This window comes from gamma proteobacterium symbiont of Axiagastus rosmarus, from assembly GCF_059730925.1.
Genome location: NZ_AP035926.1, coordinates 236,286 through 257,157 on the forward strand (window position 1 = coordinate 236,286; position 20,872 = coordinate 257,157).

The window sequence follows — 20,872 nt, forward strand, 5'->3', positions numbered from 1 at the left end:
CTCAGGTAATGTTTCGCTACTATTTTTTCATCTGCTTACATTTACCGCGCAGAATAAAAGGCGGGAGGAGCAGGCCATCCGTGGCCTGAGGTTTAAAATTCGCGCTGACCGCCCAACTCAATCACCCGGTTGGGCGGAATATGAAACTGCTCATGGGCACGTAATGCATTGCGCTGGCAGAAGTGAAAAATTCCGCCGCGAATGCGCGCCAGGCCGCGGCGTTTTTTCATCACCAGCGTATCGTGCGCGGTAAAAAATGACGCTTCATTCACCGTGCAGCCAAAACCTTCCAGTCCGCACAGATGCAGAATCTCGGCCATCGACGGCACTTCACGCCAGCCGTAGGCGGCAGTGACCTGCCAGAACGACGGCGACAATTGCGTAATGCTGATGCGCTGCTGATTATAGACGCGCGGCGTGTCGGTGGTGCGGATATGCAACAGCACCACGCGGCGGTGCAGCACGCGGTTATGCTTGAGGTTGTGTAACAGCGCCTGGGGAATTTCAAACTCCTTGCGCGCGAGGAAGATGGCGGTGCCCTCGACGCGGTTCGGCGGATTGCTCTCCAGCGATTTCACCAGCGCCAGTAAACCGTCCTGATCGTTATTCAAACGGCGAATCAGGCGGTTACGCTCGCTGCTCCAGATCAGCATCAATCCCATCATGGTCAGCGCCAGCAGCACCGGCACCCAGCCGCCGGACAGCAGTTTCATCAGGTTGGCGATGAACAGCGGCACGTCGACCACCAGCATACACAGCAGGAACAATAGCGCCAGCGGCAGCGGCCAGCGCCAGTTACGCAGCGCCACCACGCCCGCCAGACACGCAGTGATCACCATGGTGCCGGTCACCACGATGCCGTACGCCGAGGACAACGCCGACGACTGACGGAAAGCCAGCACAATCAGCATCACGGCGGTGAACAGCAGCCAGTTAACCACCGGAATGTAAATCTGCCCGGACTCGGTATGCGAGGTAAAGATGATGCGCATCGGCGGTAAAAAGCCCTGGCGAATGGCCTGATGCGTCAGGGTATAGACGCCGGAAATCACCGCCTGCGCCGCGATGACCGTGGCCAGCGTTGACAGCACAATCAGCGGAATCTGCGCCCAGCCGGGAGCCAGATTAAAGAACGGATTGTTCAGCGCCTGCGCATCGGCGATCACCAGCGCGCCCTGGCCGAAGTAATTCAGTATCAGCGCCGGCATGGCAATCACCAGCCAGGCGAGACGAATCGGCGCTTTGCCCAGGTGGCCCATGTCGGCATACAGCGCTTCCGCGCCGGTCACCGCCAGCACCACCATGCCCATCGCCGCGAGCGAGAGCGCCTTGTGGCTGAGCAGGAAGGTCAGCGCATAGGACGGACTGAGCGCGTGCAGCACTTCCGGGTTGAGCAGAATACCGCGTATGCCAAGTGCGCCGATGGCCACAAACCAGACAAACATCACCGGGCCAAACACCCGGCTGACCTTTTCCGTGCCGTGTTTCTGGATAATGAACAGCAGCGCGAGAATGGTGAGCGCCAGCGGCACCACATATTTTTCCAGCCCGGGCGAGACCACCTGAATCCCTTCGATGGCCGACAGCACCGAGATGGCTGGAGTGATCACGCCATCACCATAGAAAAATGCGCCGCCAATCAGACCGGCCAGCACGATGATATGACCGGCTTTGCGGCCAACGTTGCGGCGTGCCAGTGACATCAGGGTGAGTATGCCGCCTTCGCCGTCGTGGTCGGCGCGCATCACGAAGCAGACATATTTCAGCGTGACGATGAGCGTCAGCGCCCAGAAGATGAGTGACAAAAAGCCCATCACCGCCAGCGCCGACGGCGCGCCGCCCGGCAAAATCGACAGGCATTCTTTCAGTGTATACAGCGGGCTGGTACCGATATCACCAAACACGATGCCGGCGGCGGCCAGCATGCCAGCAGGCAGAGACTGTTTCTCTGATTGACTCATACATTTCCTGTTTTTTCAGGGAGAAAGGGCGAGCGCCATCAACCGCACTGGCGTGTCGCAATCACCCACTTTTATGCTGGCGAAGATAGCGTTTCAGCGGCGTAATCGGTAGGGGTTGGCGTTTTTTTGTACACGATTTTTATACCAATCGGCCAAATTTTTACGCCATTTTTACACCGCTGCGGCTTTTTCAACCTGAAGTGTAGACGATTCAGACAGCAGCAGAAGCGGGCTGGCTGGCAGAAAATGGGATGGGGGAGTGCAGGTAGCGAGATGATTAAAAATGCAGGAAATAGCGATGCTAAGACTTTGTACCAAAAATTATGTCCGTACCCTCTGACCGCACAATATGTAGCGGCGCGATTTATCGCGCTAAGTTAAACATTTCACAGTTGCCGGAATGCGCAATGAATTGCGCCGCTACGATCCGTGCGGCATTGTATTTCGGCACCGCCATCCTGCACACATTGTAGCGGCGCGATTTATCGCGCTGAGTGAAACACCGCACAACTACCGGAATGCGCAATGAATTGCGCCGCTACGATCCGTGCGGCATTGTATTTCGGCACCACCATCCTGCACACATTGTAGCGGCGCGATTTATCGCGCTGAGTGAAACACCGCACAACTGCCCGAATGCGCAATAAATTGCGCCGCTACGATGGGTGCGGTAATCCTGTTCCTGCCTGCATCAACAGGCAGGTAATCCTTACCAACCCTTAATAATATCGCCTTTATAAATCTCGTTGGCTTTATCCAGTACCGGCTGGGACTGGAACGCTTCTTTCAGCTTCTGCACGTTCGGGCTGTCTTTATTATCTTCGCGCGCCACAATCGCATTCACGTACGGCGACGCTTTGCCTTCCATAAACATCCCGTCACGCGAGGCGGATAAATTCACCAGCGCGGCAAAGTTATTATTAATGATCGACAGATAAACCTGCGGATCGTCCAGCGTGCGCGCCAGCTGTGGCGTATCCACTTCCACAATCTTCAGCTTTTTCGGGTTATCGGTAATGTCCAGCGTGGTCGGCAGCAGACCGGCTTCAGGTTTCACCTTCAGCAGGCCCTGCGCCTGCAACAGCAGCAGGCTACGCCCCAGAGTGGTCGCTTCGTTAGACACGGTCACGGTAGCGCCATCCGGCAGATCCTGCAGTGATTTAATCTTGCGTGAATAACCGGCAATCGGGAATACGAAGGTATTGGTCACGACGGCAAATTTATATCCGCGCTCTTTGGACTGCATCTCCAGATAAGGCAGGCTCTGGAACGCGTTGGCGTCCACATCTTTATTGAATAGCGCTTCGTTCGGCTGCACGTAATCGTTAAACGCCACCACATCAACATCGAGCTGATATTTATCGTGTGCCACCTGCTTCACGGTCTGCCACAGCGCCTCATCCGGTCCGGTATTGATCGCCACTTTGATTTTGTTGTCGTTGTGGTTGTCACAGGCGCTGAGCAGGGTGACAGAGGCCGCCAGCAGGGCGGTAAGCCATGTTTTTTTCATTGTTTGCAGGTTTCCTTATGTTTGCAGGAAACCGACTATAGTATACGTCCAGACGTCTGTACATCCGTGTGCGGTGCGATCGCCTGGTATTTATCCAGCGCGGCTGTGTAAGCGCTACGGCTGTGGATGTTGCAGACAGGCCAGATAGCGGCGGCCCGACTGCTGCACTGCCTCATCGGCACGCGCGAGAATTTCGCGGCCGGCAAACGCGCCGTACAGGCGCGTAAACTTCACGCCCTGCAACCGCTGCAGCATGGCCGTCACCGTGGCGCCGGCCAGCGGTAACATATTGGGATAGCTCCACATAAACGAAACCGCACTGGCACCGGGCGTTACCTGCAAGATATCGCCGCTCAGCAGCACGCCGCCGTCGTGCGCCCAGTGCAGCACCGTGCCGCCGGCAAAGTGACCGCCGAGACGTAACAGCCGCACGTCCGGTAGCAGATCACAGCTGTCGCCGTGCCAGGGCTGCAGACGGGGCGATGCGCGCATGATCCACTCGCTGTCGCTGGCGTGCAGATACACCGGCGCGTCGAAGGCGTCGGCCCAGTCCTGCATGGTGCTGTAATAATGGGGGTGGGAGATGGCGATGGCGTGCAGGCCGCCGAGCGCGCGCAGCAGCGTGACGGTGGCGTCATCCAGATGCGCGATGCAATCCCACAGGATATTGCCGTGCGGCGTTTGCAGCACTAAGGCGCGCTGGTTGATGGCAAAATCCGGTACGGTTTGCAGGCTGAGCAGCCCGGACTCCAGCTGTTGCCACTGGTTTTGATGCGAGGCGCGCAGCGCAGACTGATCGATCCACTGCTGCCCGCCGGGCGACACAAACTGGCGTTCATCCTGACAAATGCGACACTGCGTAAGGGCAGGTTGCTGCTGCTGATAAGACGTGCCGCAGGCGGTACAAATGGTGATCATGTTTTCTCCTCACAGTCCGGTGAGGATCAGTTTAGGCAAGGTACGAAATTAGCGCGCGATGACCTGCTGTGGTTGCAGCTGATAAATCCACGCCGTCCGCTGCTGGCCGTCGGTCGTGGTGACCTCAACCGGCACCCGGTCGTAGCCATCTTCAAACTCATCCAGCATCGGCCAGTGCAGCGCCAGCCGGTCCGAGATGAACAGATAACCCGGCACGCGCGCGCCGTGCTCATCCAGTACGATGCCGGGAAAATCAGCGGCCGCGCCCCAGCCGTTGGCATAGTAAGTGCCGGCGACCGTCCCTGCCAGCCACTCACCGCCGATATTTTCCAGGATATGCGCATTGCACTGGCCCGGCTGCAGCGTGCCGTAAACGAAAAGCGTGTTCATTTTCCCTCGTAAAATCATGCAAAAGCGCTACTTTACCTGCCTGCTGCCGCCCTGTCATCCGCCAGGGAAAGGCCATACCGGCAGCGAAATTCTGCGTTACCGGTGGTGCGATGGCTCGTAATGTGAGGACGCGCGCGGCATAAAACGGTTAACGTAGCCGCAGATGTTTACCGCTGCTGCCAGCCAGCTTTCTCATTTTCGAGGTATCCGCGCTATGTTGAAGGGTTCCAGCCTCTGCCGGGGTGCAATCAGGGAGTATCCGCACTCTGCTCAGTTTGATGGCAAAAAGTTTCGCAATGTCCAGCCGCGTCAGTCGCTGAGCTTTGGCGACTACCGCAAAATGCTGTGGGATTTCCTGTTCAATAAACCGAAAGATACCCAGCCGCCGGCCGCGCTGCCGGTGCAGCCCATCACGGCCGCCGCGCTGGCACAGGCCGCGCCCAACAGCGTCTTTCGCCTCGGCCACTCTTCGCTGTTGCTGAAGCTCAATGGCCAGTTCTGGCTGACCGATCCGGTATTCGCCGAGCGCGCGTCGCCTTTTAAGCGACTGGGACCAAAGCGCTTTCAGCCAGCGCCGATTGCCGTGGCCGAGCTGCCGCCGATCGAAGGCATTATTTTGTCGCACGACCATTATGATCATCTCGATTACCACACCATCGTGCAGCTGAAAGATCGGGTGAAGTACTTTCTCACGCCGCTCGGCGTCGGCGATTTGCTGATTAAGTGGGGTGTTGCGCCGGAGAAAGTCATCCAGCTCGACTGGTGGCAGTCGCGGGATATCGGCGATATCCATTTTGTCGCGACGCCGTCGCAGCACTTTTCCGGACGCGGCCTGTTCGACAGCAACAAACGGTTGTGGTGTTCGTGGACGCTGATTTCTGATCAGTTCCGCCTGTTTTTTGGCGGTGACTCCGGTTACTTCGACGGTTTCAAAGCGATTGGCCGGAAATACGGTCCGTTTGATGCGGCGTTTCTGGAAAATGGCGCTTACGATGCGCGCTGGGCCGACATTCATATGCTGCCGCAGGACACGTTGCGCGCGTTTCAGGACCTCAACGCGCGCTGGCTGTTTCCGATTCACAACGCGGCTTTTGATTTAGCTTTTCACCGCTGGGACGATCCGTTTACCCAAATCGTCCAGCTGGCGGCGGAGCATCAGGTTGCACTGTGTCTGCCGATGCTGGGCGAGGGCATTGATCTGTTACAGCCGCAGCCCACCGCGGCCTGGTGGTAAAGCACGCAACCCGATGGCCGTTTGGCTATCGGGTCGCGCAGGTCAGGCCGTGAGTTCGTCGTACAGGCTGCGCAGCCGGGTGCGCAGAAACAGAACCGCTTTATGTTTGCGCGACAGCAGCGCCTGCACGCTGTCGCCGCTTTCAGCGGCCAGATCCTGATAGCTGAAGCCGAGCAGCTCGGTCTTTTCAAATACCTCGCGCTGCGCAGCAGGCAGTTCCGCGAGCGCATCGTCCAGCTCTTCCCACAGCAGCGTCTTCAGATACTCATCCTCCGGCGTCTGCGCCACGCCAAACAGCGTTTCGGCAATTTCATCCTCGGGAAAATCCTCGTCTCCGGCGGCGTTAAACAGCGAGAGCTCGCGTTTTTTTCGTGATCGATCGGTGATCTCGTTGCGCGCGGCGCGAAACAGCCAGGCGCTGACGTTCTCCACCGGCTGTTCCACCTGCAGCAGTTTCCAGCTGATCTCCTGCAGGATATCTTCGGCCTCATCGTGCCGCTCGCTGCGGCCGCGAATAAAGGCGCTGAGCTTAGTGCGGCAGGCGCTGAGGGCCGCCAGCAGCCGCGAATCCTGCGCCATGCCGTTTACTCTGCATCCGGGGATTTGGCGGGCGCATCTTCCGCGGGCGGGCGCGGATCGTCACGCTGGCTACGGCGATCGTGCCAGTCACAGCGTCCGCCATGATGACCACGGCCGCCAAACCGCTCGCGCCGCTGCTGCATAAAGGCTTCACGCTGCTCCGGCGTCATCTGCATCCAGCGTTCATGCATGCGGCGGCGTGCCATGCCAAACATGCCGGGATGGAAGCCCAGCCCGCCAAACAGGATGCGACACAACACCAGCAGTCCCAGCGCCTGCCAGAAGCCAATACTTTTTACGCCGGTCAGTTCCGGCAGCAGCGCATTCCACAGCGACATCACCAGCAGGCCAAGGGCAGCAAACAGCACCACGCCGAGCAGCAGCGGTTTCGCCATGCGGTGATGACCAAAACGGTGACCACGTGAATGCTGATGTCTGTCAAAATCTCTCATTGGGGTTCCTCATTACGGTGATAAACAGGGTTGGTGATGAGGTAGACGAATCAGCGATGAAAATATTGCTGAACAAATGAAAAAAGTGCGCGCCAGGCCGCTGGCTTGACTTCTTCCCTGCCTGTCAGTAGGTTGACCGATCTCTGTTGTTCTACCGGATTGCGTTATGACTGCCCGTTCCTCTAAAGCCCGCGAAATCATGGCCTGCACCCGCCAGTTGCTCACTGCCGGCGGCTATAAAAGCTTTAGCTATGCCGATATTGCCGCCCAGGTGGATATCCGCAAGGCCAGCATCCACCACCATTTTCCCGGCAAAGCCGATTTGGTGAAAGCGGTGGTAGAGGAATATCGTGCTGAAGCGCAGGCGGGCATGCAGGCGATGGATGAACAGATCAACGATCCGCTGAACGAAGTAAAAGCCTACGTCGATTACTGGGCGCACTGCATTAAAGAGGGAACTTCGCCTTTCTGCATCTGCGCGATGCTGGCGGCGGAAATGCCCACGCTGCCGCCGGATGTCGCTACGGAAGTCAGCGGCCACTTCAGCGATCTCTCCGGCTGGTTAGCGCGCCAGCTGAGCAAAGGCGCCGCCAGCGGCGTTTTCCAGCTCAGCGACAGCGCTGAAAACGAAGCCAAAACGCTGATGGCCAGCGTGCACGGCGCGATGCTGGCGGCGCGGGCATTTAATAACGCCGGGATGTTTGAGCAGATTACTCATCCGCTGCTGCATAAGCTGATCAAAAACGCCTGACGGCGCGCAATCAGTGCGCGCCGGCCTGGGCGGGTGTGGTTTGATTTCGGAACGAAGCTTCCATCCTGTCCACCAGCGTTAGCGCTTCCCGTAAATGCAGCAGGATAATTTCCCGGTCCTCCTGCATTTCCGCCAGCTCTTCCAGCATTTCGCACTGCTCCGTCAGCTGACGGATGCCGGTGACGCGCAGCGATCCGGTGATGCGATGAAACAGGCTGGCGGCAGTGGCGAGATCGCCGCTTTGCACCACGTCAATCGCCTGCGTCAGATCGGTGCGTGCTTCATTAATCACGATGTCGAGAAAATCCGCGATAGCGCCGGGGCTGTTGGGCATATATTTCTCGATTTCGGCGATGTCGACCCAGTCAGAAAAATCATCACCGACCGACAGCGCGCTGGCGCTGTGAATCTGGCTCAGAATCGTGGTTAACTGCGCCAGCTTAACCGGCCGGAACACGCATTCGTTCATCCCCGCTTCGAGACAGCGCTGACGTTCGGACTGCTGCGCGTTGGCGGTGATACCGATGATGTAGGTGCTCTTATCTTCCCGGCGGATGTTGCGCGTCATGTCCAGACCGTTCATCACCGGCATATTGCAATCGGTAATGATCACATCCGGCTTCTGCTGCCGCCACTGCGCCAGGCCTTCTTCACCGTTGTTCGCTTCGCGGAAACTATGACCTAACAGCGTCAGCTGACGCGAAATCAGCAGGCGGTTGGCCGGATGATCGTCAATGATCAGCACATTCAGCGCCACCTGCGGCGCAGCGGGCAACGGTTCCGCGACCGGAGACGGCAGCGGGGTAGCGATATCACGCACGCTGACCGGCACGGCGACGTTCAGCACGGTGCCGACGCCGGGTTCGCTCTCCAGTTCGATGCTGCCGCCCATCAGGCGGGTGATCTCCTGGCAGATAAACAGGCCCAGCCCGGTGCCGGCGTTATCCGACAGGCCCGCCTGTTCGAACGGGCGGAACAGCGCATTTTGCGCCGCTTTATCGATGCCGCGTCCGGTATCGGCTACCTGAATCCGCAGCTCGGTATGACTTTCCAGCGGCGTCAGACCCACCGTCACCTTCACTTCACCCTGATCGGTGAACTTAACGGCGTTACCGACCAGGTTAGACAGCACCTGGCGTACGCGGCTGGCATCGCAAAACAGATCGTCATCGCCGACCGGCAGCATCAGGTTCAGGTTGATGCCTTTTTGTCGCGCCAGTCCGTCAAAGGCACAGATCACCGGGCGCACCAGCGCATGCAGGCTAACCCACTGCGGCTGCAGCGTCATGCGGCCGGACTCAATTTTCGCCATATCCAGAATATCGCCAACGATATCCATCAGGCTGACTGCCGCTTCGTGCGCCACGCGAATCAGTTCGGTATCGGCGCGGCCTTCCTGCGTCTGCAGTTCCAGCAGGCCAATCACTGCGCTAAGCGGCGTGCGAATTTCATGGCTCATGGTGGCCAGGAAGTCGCTTTTGCTCTGGCTGGCCAGCTCGGTGGCTTCGCGTGCCAGCGAAAGATCTTCCAGCAATTGCAGGTAGTCGGTGACATCCTGCCAGCCGCAAATCAGCCCGCCGCTGCCGACTTCATCGCCGGTGTACGAAGTCATCCAGTGGCGGATATGGCGCTTCTGCCGCCCGTCATCAATAACAAATTCCGCCTCTTCCGGAATGTCGCCGGGCTGGATGTTTTTGTCGATTTGCTGCCACACGTGATACAGCGGATGGCGACAGTCATACAGCGAATAGCCCAGATGGGTTTGTTCTTCCGGGGTGAAAAACTGGGTAAACGCCGGATTGGTGTGCACGATCATCCCATCCAGCGAGGCCACATAAAACGGCCGCGGCGGACCATTGATCAGGCGATCGCGCAGCTGAATTTCCTGGCGCAGCAGCGCTTTGGTGCGGCGCGTCCGTTTGACCTGCCGCATCAGCAGCACCGCCCAGACAAAGGTGACGGCGATGATGGTGGCTGCGCCCAGCGCGCCGACATAAAACTCTTTGCGATACAGCTTCCAGGTGTCGAAATGCGCGGCGGGCGTGGCCTGCCAGTGGGTTAATACATCGGTCATCATGCCAGCCGGAATGGCGGCCAGCGCTTTGTTCATGATGTCCTGCAGTTCCGGCTCGCTGCGGCTGACGCCAAAGGCGATAGCCGCTTCCTGCGCCGGTTTCAGCTCAGTTAAGCGCAGTTTGCCGGGATACAGACCTTCAGAGAGATAGCGCGCGCCCACCAGCGTATTAATGGTGGCGTCGGTTTGCCCATCCGCCACCCACTGCATCGCCAGGCTGGGATTGCCAACATAATCGACTGACACATCAGGATATTTTTTCAGGAACCAGTGGGAGGCATCCTGCTCGCGCACCAGCGCGGCGCGCTTTGGCGGCGCATCCTGCGCGGCGGTGTTGGTCACCAGCACTTCCGGCGTGAACATAAATGGTGTGGTCATCAAAAAGTCACGGCTGCGCTGCTGGCTCCAGATCAGCGGTGCGGCAATCGTCACATCGCCGCGTTTCATCCGCGCGGCCAGATCGCGACTGTCGCTGATCTCAACAAAGTTGAAGCTCAGCCCGGTGCGCATTTCGATCAGGTTGAGCAACTCCGGCACGATGCCGGTGATTTCGCCCTGCGCGTTTTTGATGAAGAACGGTGCCACCAGGTCCGTGACCGCCATGTTGATTTGGTTATGCGTCTGCAGCCAGGCCTGCTCGGTGGGCGTCAGCGCCAGCGGCGTGGTGACAAAGCGCGTGATGTTGGCGATATCCCAGCGTGCGGCAATGATCTCACCGGCCGCGTGGCGCTGCAGGGCGTCAAACGCAATGCGCATCGCCCGCGCCAGCACGTGTTCTTTACTGTTGACCACAAAGCGATACGGCGAGCTGAGATCGGGCAGAATGTGATCGATGGTCAGCGTATTCAGATAGTTGCGTTCAATCAGGTAATAGGCTTCCACCGCCGGCACATCGGCATAAGGCAGGGTGCCCATCGCGACCTGCGGCAGCTGGCTGTAGGGAGAGGTTATCGCCGGGCCGGGTAAAAACTCCTGACCGGCCAGCGGGTTACTGCTGCTGCGTACCACCCGAACCGGGCTGGCTTTCAGCGCGGTTACGCTGATGGTGTCGTTAACATGCGCCGGCACCGCTTCACCGGCCGGCACAAATATCATATCCAGCTCTTCGCGCGCCAGCGCGGCAAAGGCTTCGGGCGCGGTGTCATAATGTTTGACGCGAAAACTGATACCCAGGCTGTGCAGCGCAGCGTAAGCCGCATCGGGAATGTAGCCAAACACTCTGCCCTCAGGATTGGTGCGCAGCATCGGTGGCCGATCCGGCCCATAGATGCCAATCACGCTGTCGCGCTTTTGCCCCAGCCAGTGCCAGTCGGCGTCATTGAGCATCGGCGCGGGCATCGCCGGCAAATCGTTGGGCTGATAGTTAAGCTGCTGCACCGCCGCGCGCAGTGGGGCGACCAGCAGCAGCGCGCAGCACAGCGCGCACAGGGAAAAAAGTCGCATCAGTTAATCTGGTTCCGGCGAGTGAAATCGAGTAAATCCTTTTGATTTTTCAGCGATAACTTTTCCATCAGTCTGGCTTTATAGGTGCTGACCGTTTTATTGCTGAGTTTCATGCGGCTGGCGATTTTAACAATCTCGGTGCCTTCGCCGAGATAGCGCAACACTTCATATTCGCGGTGCGATAACAGCAACAGCTTGTCGCTATCCTGCACCATCTGATCGCTCTCCGCCTGATGACTCAGGCGCAGCGGGAAAAAACTATAGCCGGAAAGCACCGCGTCAACGGCTTGTGCCAGGTCGTTCAGATTGTTCTTTTTACTGATAAAACCATTGGCACCGGCTTTTTTACTCTTATAGGCGTAAAATTCCGCGTTTTTCCCGCTCATGACAATCACCGGAATTAATGAGCCCGCGGTGCGAAGATTCCTGACCGCTTCAATACCATCAATGCCGGGCAGATCTATATCAATAATTGCCGCATCGGCGCCATTCTCTTTGATCAGGCTAAATATATTGTCGCCGTCGCCAGCCTCTGCTGAAACACGATGCCCGGCATTTTCCAGCACCAGTCTTATCGCCACGCGCACAATGGGATGATCATCAACAATAACAAAGTTAGCCATACGCACTGCCTTTCTCTTAATTAAACTGAGTACGCTCGTTCAAAAGCACACTTATATAATGTCATCTTAATCAACTCAAGATCATTCTGTACATGGGCATTTATTTTTAAATGTAGTCCATAGCTTACAGCTGATTACTGGCTGTCTTATTTACAACGATAAAATCTCGCCTGCGACTTTTCTGCTTAGCATAAAGATTATTCACTAAGGATAAACGGCGCGAATTTATTAAACTTAAGTGCTGAAGATTAAAGGTTCGTAAGTTTTTAAAAAGTTAACATGGCAACAGAGGGTGGCAAGGTTAGCGCTTTAATAACAGCGACTTACCGTAACCCTTTAAATGTTTGATGTTATGGGTAAGTTATGAGATCTGCATCAGATGAATTATTTGATAAATAAATTAGCCGTTGTTGTTGTATTTAGGTGAAAAGCCGGACGTGCAGTAATTCGGGTAAATGAATAAACGCTGAATTAACCACGCTGCATTGCAGGTTGCAAAGGGAGACGTGGCGTTTATTCTCTGCGCACTCAGGTTGCGCTGATGCATTGTTTTTGAATTATTTAAATTTCAAGGTGAGTAAACCTGTAGTCCTCAGCCTACAGCGTAACCTGATGGTTTTTATTTGTCTGGCGATTGGTTTTGAGACAGGTCTTAAAGAGGTTAAGACCTGTCTCAACGTTAGAATTCAGCCCAATCCCGTAGCTTTAATTATTTTGCGGCATCAGGTGAAGGAGAAAATTCTTATCGCATCGCCGCCGTTTAAAACGTTACGTCGTATCCGTCAGGGTTCGACATAATCAGAATCAGGAAAAAAGCATGAACAAAAATTATCGTGTTATCTGGAATTACGCCCAGCAATGTTATGTCGTGGCCTCGGAACTGGCGCGCGGCAAAGTGAAGTCTTCCTGCTCTGGTGCAGCGACAAATAAATCATCACTGATTATAGGCGCGCTGGGTTCAGCGCTGCTGCTGGCCGGTTCACCGGCGGCGCTGGCAGATAATGGCGCGACTGCAACAGGACCGGAACAAACTCTGAATCTCAGCAACCAGACGTTACAGGCGACGGGTAAAGATCATTACGGGTTGCTGGTTGAGAGCGGCGCTAAGGCCAGCGCCACGGATGTAACGGTATTAACTGATGGCGCTGATGGCTACGGTGTATTCTCCACGCTCGCTTCTTCTGATATTCAGATGACGCGCGGCAGCGTGCAAACCACGGGCGATGGCGGCTACGGCGTGGTCGCCAGCCTGACCGGCGCATTTAAACTTGATGGCACCCGTGTAGAAACCAGCGGAAAAAACGCCTACGGCGCATACGCTTCTTCGGCCGGAATCATTAATAGCCAGAACGCAGACTATATAACTCACGGTGACAGTGCTTATGGTGTTTATTCCCGCGCTGCGGGTACGCTGATCGATATTACAGGCGGCAGCGTCACCACCAGTGGCACTAAAGCTTATGGTCTGGTGGCGGGTTCCGGCGGCAGACTTAATGCCAGCGATGTGACCGTTATTACCCAGGGTAACGATTCATCGGGTGTTTTTAGCAACCTGGCCCGCACGGAAGTCACTCTGCAAGGCGGCAGCGTCACCACCAGCGGCACTAAAGCCTACGGTCTGGCGGCGGGTTCCGGCGGCAAACTCAGCGCCAGCGGCGTGCAGGTGAACACCAGCGGTGACCAGTCGAATGGCGTAACTGCCAGCAATGCCGGTACGAAAGTGAATCTGGATAACAGCAAGGTTACTACCGCCGGAGCCAGTGCATTTGGTCTGTATGCCAGTGGTGCTTCAACGTTGGATGCCAGTAATGTGCAGGTCACTACCAGTGGTGATAAGGCCTATGGCGTAGTGTCCGAAAGTGCCGGCACTGCACTGACTTTCACGGGTGGAGAAGTGACGACTGGCGGACAAGGTGCATATGGCTTATATGCCAGAACTAATTCAACTCTTAACGTCGGCAACGTGATAGTCAACACCGCTGGCAAAAATGCGCACGGCGGCTACGTTACTGGCGAAGGCTCTGTACTGAATGTGGACAACAGTTCGTTTATTGTCAGTGGCGCAGAAGCTAATGGCCTGCAGGCGGACGGAAAATCGACGCTTAATGCCACAAACACCGCGATTGAGATTACGGGCGACGGCTCAGGCACTTACGCATCGGGAACAGGCACGGTGCTGAACCTGTCCGACAGTCACATTCACATGGGGCAGAATGCCGGAAACGCAGCACTGGGGAAGTATAACAGCACGACCAACCTCAAAAATGTTGAAATCATCACTGACGCCAGTAATGCTGCTTTGGCAGTGGGTTATGGCGCTACATTAAACAGCGATAATGTTAACGTGCAGGCGCGCAGCGGGGGTTTTGGCATTCAGGTCCAGGATGGCAGTACTTTCAGCGGTAATAATATTACAATTCAAAAAAGTGGCACGGACTCTGAAGGGTTTAATGCTGCAATAAATATGACGAATTTATATTATCCTGATGCACGGAATACTCTTTCCCTGAGCGATTCAGATATCAATGTATCCGGCGAAAATGCCACCGGCATTCTTTCCAGACGACAGGCCACGCTGGCGGACATTAAGCTTGCGAATACCACCATCACCGCCACTGACGGCACCGCCGTCAACGTGCTGACCGGCACCGATATGAATATCGACGCCGACAACTCGCTGCTGAGCGGCAGCACGCTGCTGAAAACCGGCTATGACACAGCAGATGGTTCGACCGCCGGCTCGGTGGTGCTGAACGGCAGCAACCACTCGCTGTTCGTCGGTGACGTGGACATTGACCGCAGCCAGACGCAGGACAGCCAGATCAACCTAAGCGGCAGCTCGGTGTGGACTGGCGCCTCCAGCGACCTGCAGACGCTGACGCTCAGCGACAACAGCCAGTGGAATATCATGGACAACAGCAGCGTCGATGCGCTGACCGCGAACAACAGCGTGATCAACGTAGCGCACAATACCGCGAACTTCACGGTGCTGACCGTCAACGGCAACTACACGGCGGACAACGCCACGCTGGTGATGAATGCGGCGCTGGGCGGCGACACCTCGGCCACCGACCGGCTGCACGTGCTGGGTGACGTGAACGGCAACACCGAGGTGATGGTAAACAACGCCGGCGGCAGCGGCGCGCAGACCATTCAGGGCCTGCAGCTGATTCAGGTGGACGGCGCGACCAACGGCGAATTCCGTCAGAAAGGGCGTATTGTCGCCGGTGCCTATGACTACAACCTGGTAAAAGGCGCGGATCAGCACGGCTGGTATCTGGTGAGCGACAAAAACGGCAGCGAGACCGATCCGGTTAACACCGATCCGGTGACCGCACCGGGCGAAGGCACCGGCGGTGACATCATCGCGCCGCCGGTGGGGCAGCACAATATGATCGTGCGCCTGGAAGCGGCGAGCTACAGCGCCAACCTCGCGGCGGCCAACACGCTGTTCGCCACCAGCATGGACGACCGCCCGGGCGTCACGCAGTACACGGACGCGAACGGCCAGCAGCAGCACACCCGCCTGTGGCTGCGCAACAGCGGCGGTCACAACCATCAGAAAGACAGCAGCGGCCAGCTGAAAACCGACACCAACCGCTACGCCATCCAGCTGGGCGGTGACGTGGCGACCGGCACGCTGCACGGCACGGACAGCCTGCGCCTCGGCGCGATGGCCGGCTACGGCAACGCGCAGAGCAAATCGCGCTCGGCGGTGAGCGGCTATCAGTCGCGCGGTCAGGTGCACGGCTACAACCTGGGTATTTACGGCACCTGGCAGCAGAACGCGGCGGCGCGCAGCGGCGCGTTTATCGACAGCACGCTGAGCTACAGCTGGTTCGACAACAGCATCAAGGGCGAGGACATCGGCGAGGAGTCCTACAAGTCTAAGGGCATCCTGGCGTCGCTCGCCGGCGGCTACAGCGCCGAAGTGGCGACGCTCTCCGAGTCGACCGGCTTCTGGCTGCGTCCGCAGGCGATGCTGAACTGGCAGGGCGTGAAGGGCGATGACCTGACGGAAGGCAACGGCACCCGCGTGCGCGGCACCGGTGAAAATAACCTGCAGAGCCACGTCGGCGTGCGCGCTTCACTGCGCTCTGCGCTGGACCAGGGGCGCAGCGTGGAGCCGTACGTCGAGGCCAGCTGGGTGCACAACACCCGCGCGCTGGGCACCTCAATGAACGGCGTTACCATCCATCAGGCCGGCACGCGCAACGCCGGTGAGCTGAAGCTGGGCGTCGACGCCACGCTGAACGCCAACGTCAACCTGTGGGGCGGCGTGGCGCAGCAGCTGGGGAATCACAGCTACAGCGACACTAGCGCCATCGCCGGCGTGAAGGTCAGCTTCTGATGAACAACGGCTCCCGCAACGGGGGCCGTTTTTTTATGCCCGCCCGCGTTCTCCGCTTTTTTACTGCTCACCTGACGTGTTAACACCTAATTAATTGATCTGGAACATAGCGCGGCGACTTACTTTTTGTAGTCCTGCGACTACAGCCGTATTCCGGTGCTCTCATATTCACCCTTCCGCGATTTTGCGAATATTTTCCCATCAGCCGCTCTGGCAGAGATTAATTAAGGCCGGTCAGACAGCGAGTCACCGTAAATAGCGTGATGGCTGTGTATTCCGCGCCTGTCCGTTAATAACCGCTTATTCCGCTTATTGCCGGAAGGGATTGATTTAACCTGAATCAGGAAAAGAATATGAACAAGAGCTATCGCGTTATCTGGAATTATGCCCTGCAATGTTATGTCGTCACCTCGGAACTGGCGCGCGGCAAAGTCAAATCATCCTGCTCCGGTAAAGCGGCGAATAAATCAGCACTGATCGGCGGCGCGCTGGGCTCGGCGCTGCTGCTGGCCGGTTCACCGGCGGCGCTGGCGGCCAACGGTGCCACCATCAGCGATCCGGCGCAGCCGGTTGAACTGAATAATCAGACGCTGCAGGCGACCGGGGACAAAGCTTACGGCCTGCTGGTGCAGAACGGTGCGAAAGCTAGCGCCACCGACGTGACGGTGCTGAATGCCGGCACCAGCGGCTACGGTGTGTTTTCCACCGCCGGCGCTGCCTCTGCGGAGATGACGCGCGGCAGTGTGACCACCACCGGCGCCGGCGGCTACGGCATCGTGGCCAGCCTGACCGGCGCGGTGAAGACCAACGGCACTAAGGTGGAAACCTCCGGCCAGAACGCCTACGCCGCCTACGCCTCTTCTGGCGGTATCATAAACAGTACTGATACGGACTATATTACCCACGGCGACGGCGCGTTCGGTGCTTATTCCCGTGCAGCGGGTTCGCTGATCGATCTGACCGGTGGCAGCGTTACCACCAGCGGCAACAAAGCCTACGGCCTGGTGGCGGGTAACGGTAGCAAACTCAACGCCAGCGGCGTGCAGGTTACCACCAGCGGAGATCAGTCCAGTGGAGTGGTCGCCAACAATGCCGGCACGGAAGCCACGCTGATGGGCGGAACCGTGAACACAACCGGTAGCAAAGCTGTCGGCCTGGCGGCGAATTCCGGCGGCAAACTCAACGCCAGCGATGTGCAGGTAAGCACGACCGGTGCAAACGCTTATGGGGCCTATGCCGCAAGCGGTGCAAGGCTCAGCATTTCAGGAACAAAGCTAATCACTTCAGGTAATGATGCTGATGGTGTTTATACCAGTGGTGAAGGCTCTCTTCTGAATGTGAGTGACAGTACGGTTGCAATCAGTGGTAACGGGTCTAATGGCCTGAAGGCGGACGGGAAATCGACGCTGAATGCCACAAACAGCGCGATTGAGATTACGGGCGACGGCTCAGGCACTTACGCATCGGGAACCGGCACGGTGCTGAACCTGTCCGACAGTCACATTTACATGGGGCAGAATGCCGAAAACGCAGCACGGGGGATGTATAACAGCACGACCAACCTCAAAAATGTTGAAATTATTACTGACGCCAGTAATGCAGCTTTGGCAGCGGCTTTTGGCGCTACATTAAACAGCGATAATGTTAACGTGCAGGCGCGCAGCGGGGGTTTTGGCATTGAGGTTCAGGATGGCAGTACATTCAGGGGTAATAATATTACAATTCAAAAAAGTGGCACGGACTCTGAAGGGTTTAATGCTGCAATAAATATGACGGATTTATATTATCCTGATGCACGGAATACTCTTTCCCTGAGCGATTCAGATATTAATGTATCCGGCGAAAATGCCACCGGCATTCTTTCCAGACGACAGGCCACGCTGGCGGACATCAAGCTTGCGAATACCGCTATTACCGCCACTGACGGCACCGCCGTCAACGTGCTGACCGGCACCGACATAAAAATCGACGCCGACAACTCGGTGCTGAGCGGCAGCACGCTGCTGAAAACCGGCTATGACACAGTAGAAGGTTCGACCGCCGGCTCGGTGGTGCTGAACGGCAGCAACCATTCGCTGTTTGAAGGCAACGTAGACATTGACCGCAGCCAGACGCAGGACAGCCAGATCAACCTGAGCGGCAGTTCGGTGTGGACCGGCGCGTCATCCGGCCTGAATACGCTGACGCTCAGCGAAAACAGCCAGTGGAACATCACCGGCGACAGCAGCGTTGATGCGCTGAGCGCCAGCAACAGTACGCTGAACTTCACCCACGACGGCGCCGGCTTCAGCACCCTGACGGTCAACGGTAACTACATCGGCGACAACAGCACGCTGGTGATGAACGCGGCGCTGGGCGACGACAACTCGGCGACGGATAAACTTCACATCCTCGGCGACAGCAGCGGCAGCACCGACGTGGTGGTCAACAACGCCGGCGGCAGCGGCGCGCAGACTATCCAGGGCCTGAACATCATTCAGGTGGACGGCGCTAACAACGGCGAGTTCCGTCAGAAAGGGCGTATCGTCGCCGGTGCCTATGACTACAACCTGGTGAAGGGCGCGGATCAGCACGGCTGGTATCTGGTGAGCGATAGAAACGGCAGCGAGCCCGATCCGGTGGTGACGCCGGGCGAAGGCGAGGGCGGTGAAGTCGTCGAGCCACCGGTGAGCCAGCACGACATGATCGTGCGTCCGGAAGCGGCGAGCTACAGCGCCAACCTCGCGGCGGCCAACACGCTGTTTACCACCAGCATGGACGACCGTCCGGCGGAAACCGTCTACACCGACGCCAGCGGCCAGCGGCCAGCGGCAGAGCACGCGCCTGTGGCTGCACAACAGCGCCGGTCACAGCCGGGTGAAAGACGACAGCGGCCAGCTGAAGTCCGACACCAACCGCTACGCCATTCAGCTGGGCGGCGACGTGGCGAGCGGCACGCTGACCGGCAGCGACAGCCTGCGCCTCGGGGCGATGGCCGGCTACGGCAACGCGCAGAGCAAGTCGCGCTCGGCGGTGAGCGGCTATCAGTCGCGCGGCCAGGTGAACGGCTACAGCCTGGGCGTGTACGGCAGCTGGCTGCAGAACGCGGCGGAGCAAAGCGGTGCGTTCGTCGACAGCTCACTGAGCTACGGCTGGTTTAACAACAGCGTGAAGGGCGACGACATCGGCCAGCAGTCGTATAAATCCAAAGGCATCGGCGCGTCGCTGGCCAGCGGCTACCGCGCACAGGTGGCGACGCTGAGCGACAGCACCAGCCTGTGGCTGCGTCCGCAGGCGCAGCTGAACTGGCAGGGCGTGAAGGCGGACGACGTGAAAGAGCAGAACGGCAGCCGCGTGCAGGCCACCGGCCAGGACAACCTGCAGAGCCGCCTGGGCGTGCGCGCCTCGCTGCGCGCACTGCTCGACCCGCAGTCGCAGAGCGCCATCGAGCCGTACGCCGAGGCCAACTGGCTGCACAACAGCAGGGCGTTCGGCACCGCGCTGAACGGCGTGAACATCCAGCAGGCGGGCACGCGTAACGCCGCCGAGGTGAAGCTGGGCGTGGACGCGCGGCTGAACGCGAACGTCAATCTGTGGGGCGGCGTGGCGCAGCAGCTGGGCAACCACAGCTACAGCGACACCAGCGCGGTGGCGGGCGTGAAAGTCAGCTTCTGATAAGTGACATATAATAGAACCGGTGGGGCGTGTCGCCTCACCGGTTTTTTTGTATCTGCAATGCGGAGGTAAGGTGTCATCATCCGTACAACCCGAGTCCGGCCAGCCGATCATTCTTTATGATGGACAATGCAAGCTGTGTAATGCCTGGGTGATTTTTCTGCTGCGCCACCGCTTGCCGCGCGATTATCACTTTGCGGCGATCCAGAGCGAGCGCGGCAAACAGCTGCTGCAGCGCGCCGGATTACCGCACGATAACATCCGCACTATCGTGTTACTGCGCGATGGGCAGCACTGGCTGCGCGCGCAGGCCATCTGTCGCATTATGTACTCGCTGCCCTGGCCGTGGCGCGCCTGTGGCGTTCTGCGTTATCTGCCGGACGGGCTCACTAACCTGATCTACAACCTGATTGCCCGCAATCGCTATCGCCTGTTTGGCCGTTATGACCAGGTACACGCGATTGAAGCAGATTATCCCGGACGATTTCTGACCGACTAAAGACTGACGCGCCGGCCCTGCGCATCAATCACCACCTCACCATCCTCTTTAGTAAACGGACCGCGCTGCGCATCGGGCAGGATATCCAGCACCTGCTCAGAAGGACGGCACAGACGCGTTCCCAGTGGCGTCACCACAATCGGGCGGTTGATGAGAATCGGCTGCGCCAGCATGGCATCCAGCAGTTGCTCATCGCTCAGCGTTTCACGTACGGGCCCCAGCGCCTGCCAGGCGTCGGTGTTTCGACGCACCAGCGCGCGCAGACCAATCCCCATGGCGTCGATCAATTGCTGCAGCGTTTCACGCGTGGGTGGCGTAACCAGATAAAGCACAATGGTGGGCTCGACGCCGCTGTTGCGAATCAGTGCCAGCGTATTGCGCGAGGTGCCGCAGTCCGGGTTGTGATAGATGGTAATGTTAGTCATTGTCAGTC

Annotated in this window: 14 protein-coding genes and 1 pseudogene; 6 read left to right on the forward strand and 9 right to left on the reverse strand. The window is 57.9% G+C overall.

From position 1 onward, the window contains the following. Positions 1–92: 92 nt before the first annotated feature. The 4 genes from kup to AC6I8F_RS20520 all read right to left on the reverse strand — a co-directional run bounded on the left by kup (position 93) and on the right by AC6I8F_RS20520 (position 4,779). The gene (kup, locus tag AC6I8F_RS20505) at positions 93–1,961 is read right to left on the reverse strand and encodes a low affinity potassium transporter Kup (RefSeq protein WP_058775052.1); all 1,869 of its coding nucleotides are present in this window, start codon (positions 1,959–1,961) and stop codon (positions 93–95) included. 709 nt (positions 1,962–2,670) lie between these two features. Further along, a complete protein-coding gene (locus AC6I8F_RS20510; RefSeq protein WP_021509481.1) occupies positions 2,671–3,471 on the reverse strand; it encodes a MetQ/NlpA family ABC transporter substrate-binding protein in 801 nt (266 codons plus the stop codon). A gap of 114 nt (positions 3,472–3,585) precedes the next feature. After that, on the reverse strand, positions 3,586–4,389 hold the full coding sequence (locus tag AC6I8F_RS20515; protein WP_058775050.1) for an MBL fold metallo-hydrolase: 804 nt from the start codon (positions 4,387–4,389) through the stop codon (positions 3,586–3,588). A 48-nt stretch (positions 4,390–4,437) separates the two neighbouring features. Next, positions 4,438–4,779 (reverse strand): gamma-glutamylcyclotransferase family protein, encoded by a 342-nt coding sequence (locus tag AC6I8F_RS20520; protein WP_058775049.1) that lies wholly within the window; start codon positions 4,777–4,779, stop codon positions 4,438–4,440. Between the two features lie 214 nt (positions 4,780–4,993). Between AC6I8F_RS20520 and AC6I8F_RS20525 the strand changes: the two genes are divergently transcribed. Beyond that, the gene (locus AC6I8F_RS20525) at positions 4,994–6,013 is read left to right on the forward strand and encodes an MBL fold metallo-hydrolase (RefSeq protein WP_282954355.1); all 1,020 of its coding nucleotides are present in this window, start codon (positions 4,994–4,996) and stop codon (positions 6,011–6,013) included. Positions 6,014–6,055: 42 nt separating this feature from the next. Here the strand turns inward: AC6I8F_RS20525 and AC6I8F_RS20530 are convergent, their stop codons facing one another. Continuing rightward, on the reverse strand, positions 6,056–6,592 hold the full coding sequence (locus tag AC6I8F_RS20530; RefSeq protein WP_088517637.1) for an RNA polymerase sigma factor: 537 nt from the start codon (positions 6,590–6,592) through the stop codon (positions 6,056–6,058). 5 nt (positions 6,593–6,597) lie between these two features. Further along, positions 6,598–7,044 carry a hypothetical protein gene (locus AC6I8F_RS20535; RefSeq protein WP_282954356.1) on the reverse strand — a complete coding sequence of 149 codons (447 nt, stop codon included), beginning with the start codon at positions 7,042–7,044 and terminating at the stop codon, positions 6,598–6,600. 166 nt (positions 7,045–7,210) lie between these two features. Between AC6I8F_RS20535 and AC6I8F_RS20540 the strand changes: the two genes are divergently transcribed. Continuing rightward, complete coding sequence (locus AC6I8F_RS20540) at positions 7,211–7,795, forward strand: TetR/AcrR family transcriptional regulator (RefSeq protein WP_088517635.1); 585 nt, start codon at positions 7,211–7,213, stop codon at positions 7,793–7,795. 10 nt (positions 7,796–7,805) lie between these two features. On the opposite strand, the gene AC6I8F_RS20545 is transcribed toward AC6I8F_RS20540, so the two are convergent. Continuing rightward, positions 7,806–11,312, reverse strand: a complete 3,507-nt coding sequence (locus AC6I8F_RS20545) for a response regulator (protein ID WP_498028990.1) — start codon at positions 11,310–11,312, stop codon at positions 7,806–7,808. Beyond that, positions 11,312–11,935 carry a response regulator gene (locus AC6I8F_RS20550; protein ID WP_498028991.1) on the reverse strand — a complete coding sequence of 208 codons (624 nt, stop codon included), beginning with the start codon at positions 11,933–11,935 and terminating at the stop codon, positions 11,312–11,314. Before AC6I8F_RS20550 ends, AC6I8F_RS20545 begins: the two co-directional genes overlap by 1 nt. Positions 11,936–12,752: 817 nt before the next feature. Here AC6I8F_RS20550 and AC6I8F_RS20555 point away from each other — a divergent pair. From AC6I8F_RS20555 to AC6I8F_RS20570, 4 genes and pseudogenes are all read left to right on the forward strand, one after another. After that, the gene (locus AC6I8F_RS20555) at positions 12,753–16,286 is read left to right on the forward strand and encodes an autotransporter outer membrane beta-barrel domain-containing protein (RefSeq protein ID WP_498028992.1); all 3,534 of its coding nucleotides are present in this window, start codon (positions 12,753–12,755) and stop codon (positions 16,284–16,286) included. 353 nt (positions 16,287–16,639) lie between these two features. Continuing rightward, positions 16,640–19,057 (forward strand): annotated as a pseudogene (locus AC6I8F_RS20560) (autotransporter outer membrane beta-barrel domain-containing protein); the annotation flags it as partial. Between the two features lie 85 nt (positions 19,058–19,142). Next, complete coding sequence (locus AC6I8F_RS20565; protein ID WP_498028993.1) at positions 19,143–19,940, forward strand: autotransporter outer membrane beta-barrel domain-containing protein; 798 nt, start codon at positions 19,143–19,145, stop codon at positions 19,938–19,940. 73 nt (positions 19,941–20,013) lie between these two features. Further along, on the forward strand, positions 20,014–20,439 hold the full coding sequence (locus tag AC6I8F_RS20570) for a thiol-disulfide oxidoreductase DCC family protein (protein WP_058758774.1): 426 nt from the start codon (positions 20,014–20,016) through the stop codon (positions 20,437–20,439). Here the strand turns inward: AC6I8F_RS20570 and arsC are convergent. Further along, on the reverse strand, positions 20,436–20,864 hold the full coding sequence (gene arsC, locus AC6I8F_RS20575; protein WP_498028994.1) for an arsenate reductase (glutaredoxin): 429 nt from the start codon (positions 20,862–20,864) through the stop codon (positions 20,436–20,438). The two genes, AC6I8F_RS20570 and arsC, sit on opposite strands and share 4 nt — an antisense overlap. Between the last annotated feature and the right edge of the window lie 8 nt (positions 20,865–20,872).

What these genes read in the sequence shown, in the direction of transcription:
- kup (WP_058775052.1), bottom strand. Translation starts at nt 1,961, where the DNA reads ATGAGTCAATCAGAGAAACAGTCTCTGCCTGCTGGCATGCTGGCCGCC.
- AC6I8F_RS20510 (WP_021509481.1), bottom strand. Translation starts at nt 3,471, where the DNA reads ATGAAAAAAACATGGCTTACCGCCCTGCTGGCGGCCTCTGTCACCCTG.
- AC6I8F_RS20515 (WP_058775050.1), bottom strand. Translation starts at nt 4,389, where the DNA reads ATGATCACCATTTGTACCGCCTGCGGCACGTCTTATCAGCAGCAGCAA.
- AC6I8F_RS20520 (WP_058775049.1), bottom strand. Translation starts at nt 4,779, where the DNA reads ATGAACACGCTTTTCGTTTACGGCACGCTGCAGCCGGGCCAGTGCAAT.
- AC6I8F_RS20525 (WP_282954355.1), top strand. Translation starts at nt 4,994, where the DNA reads ATGTTGAAGGGTTCCAGCCTCTGCCGGGGTGCAATCAGGGAGTATCCG.
- AC6I8F_RS20530 (WP_088517637.1), bottom strand. Translation starts at nt 6,592, where the DNA reads ATGGCGCAGGATTCGCGGCTGCTGGCGGCCCTCAGCGCCTGCCGCACT.
- AC6I8F_RS20535 (WP_282954356.1), bottom strand. Translation starts at nt 7,044, where the DNA reads ATGAGAGATTTTGACAGACATCAGCATTCACGTGGTCACCGTTTTGGT.
- AC6I8F_RS20540 (WP_088517635.1), top strand. Translation starts at nt 7,211, where the DNA reads ATGACTGCCCGTTCCTCTAAAGCCCGCGAAATCATGGCCTGCACCCGC.
- AC6I8F_RS20545 (WP_498028990.1), bottom strand. Translation starts at nt 11,312, where the DNA reads ATGCGACTTTTTTCCCTGTGCGCGCTGTGCTGCGCGCTGCTGCTGGTC.
- AC6I8F_RS20550 (WP_498028991.1), bottom strand. Translation starts at nt 11,935, where the DNA reads ATGGCTAACTTTGTTATTGTTGATGATCATCCCATTGTGCGCGTGGCG.
- AC6I8F_RS20555 (WP_498028992.1), top strand. Translation starts at nt 12,753, where the DNA reads ATGAACAAAAATTATCGTGTTATCTGGAATTACGCCCAGCAATGTTAT.
- arsC (WP_498028994.1), bottom strand. Translation starts at nt 20,864, where the DNA reads ATGACTAACATTACCATCTATCACAACCCGGACTGCGGCACCTCGCGC.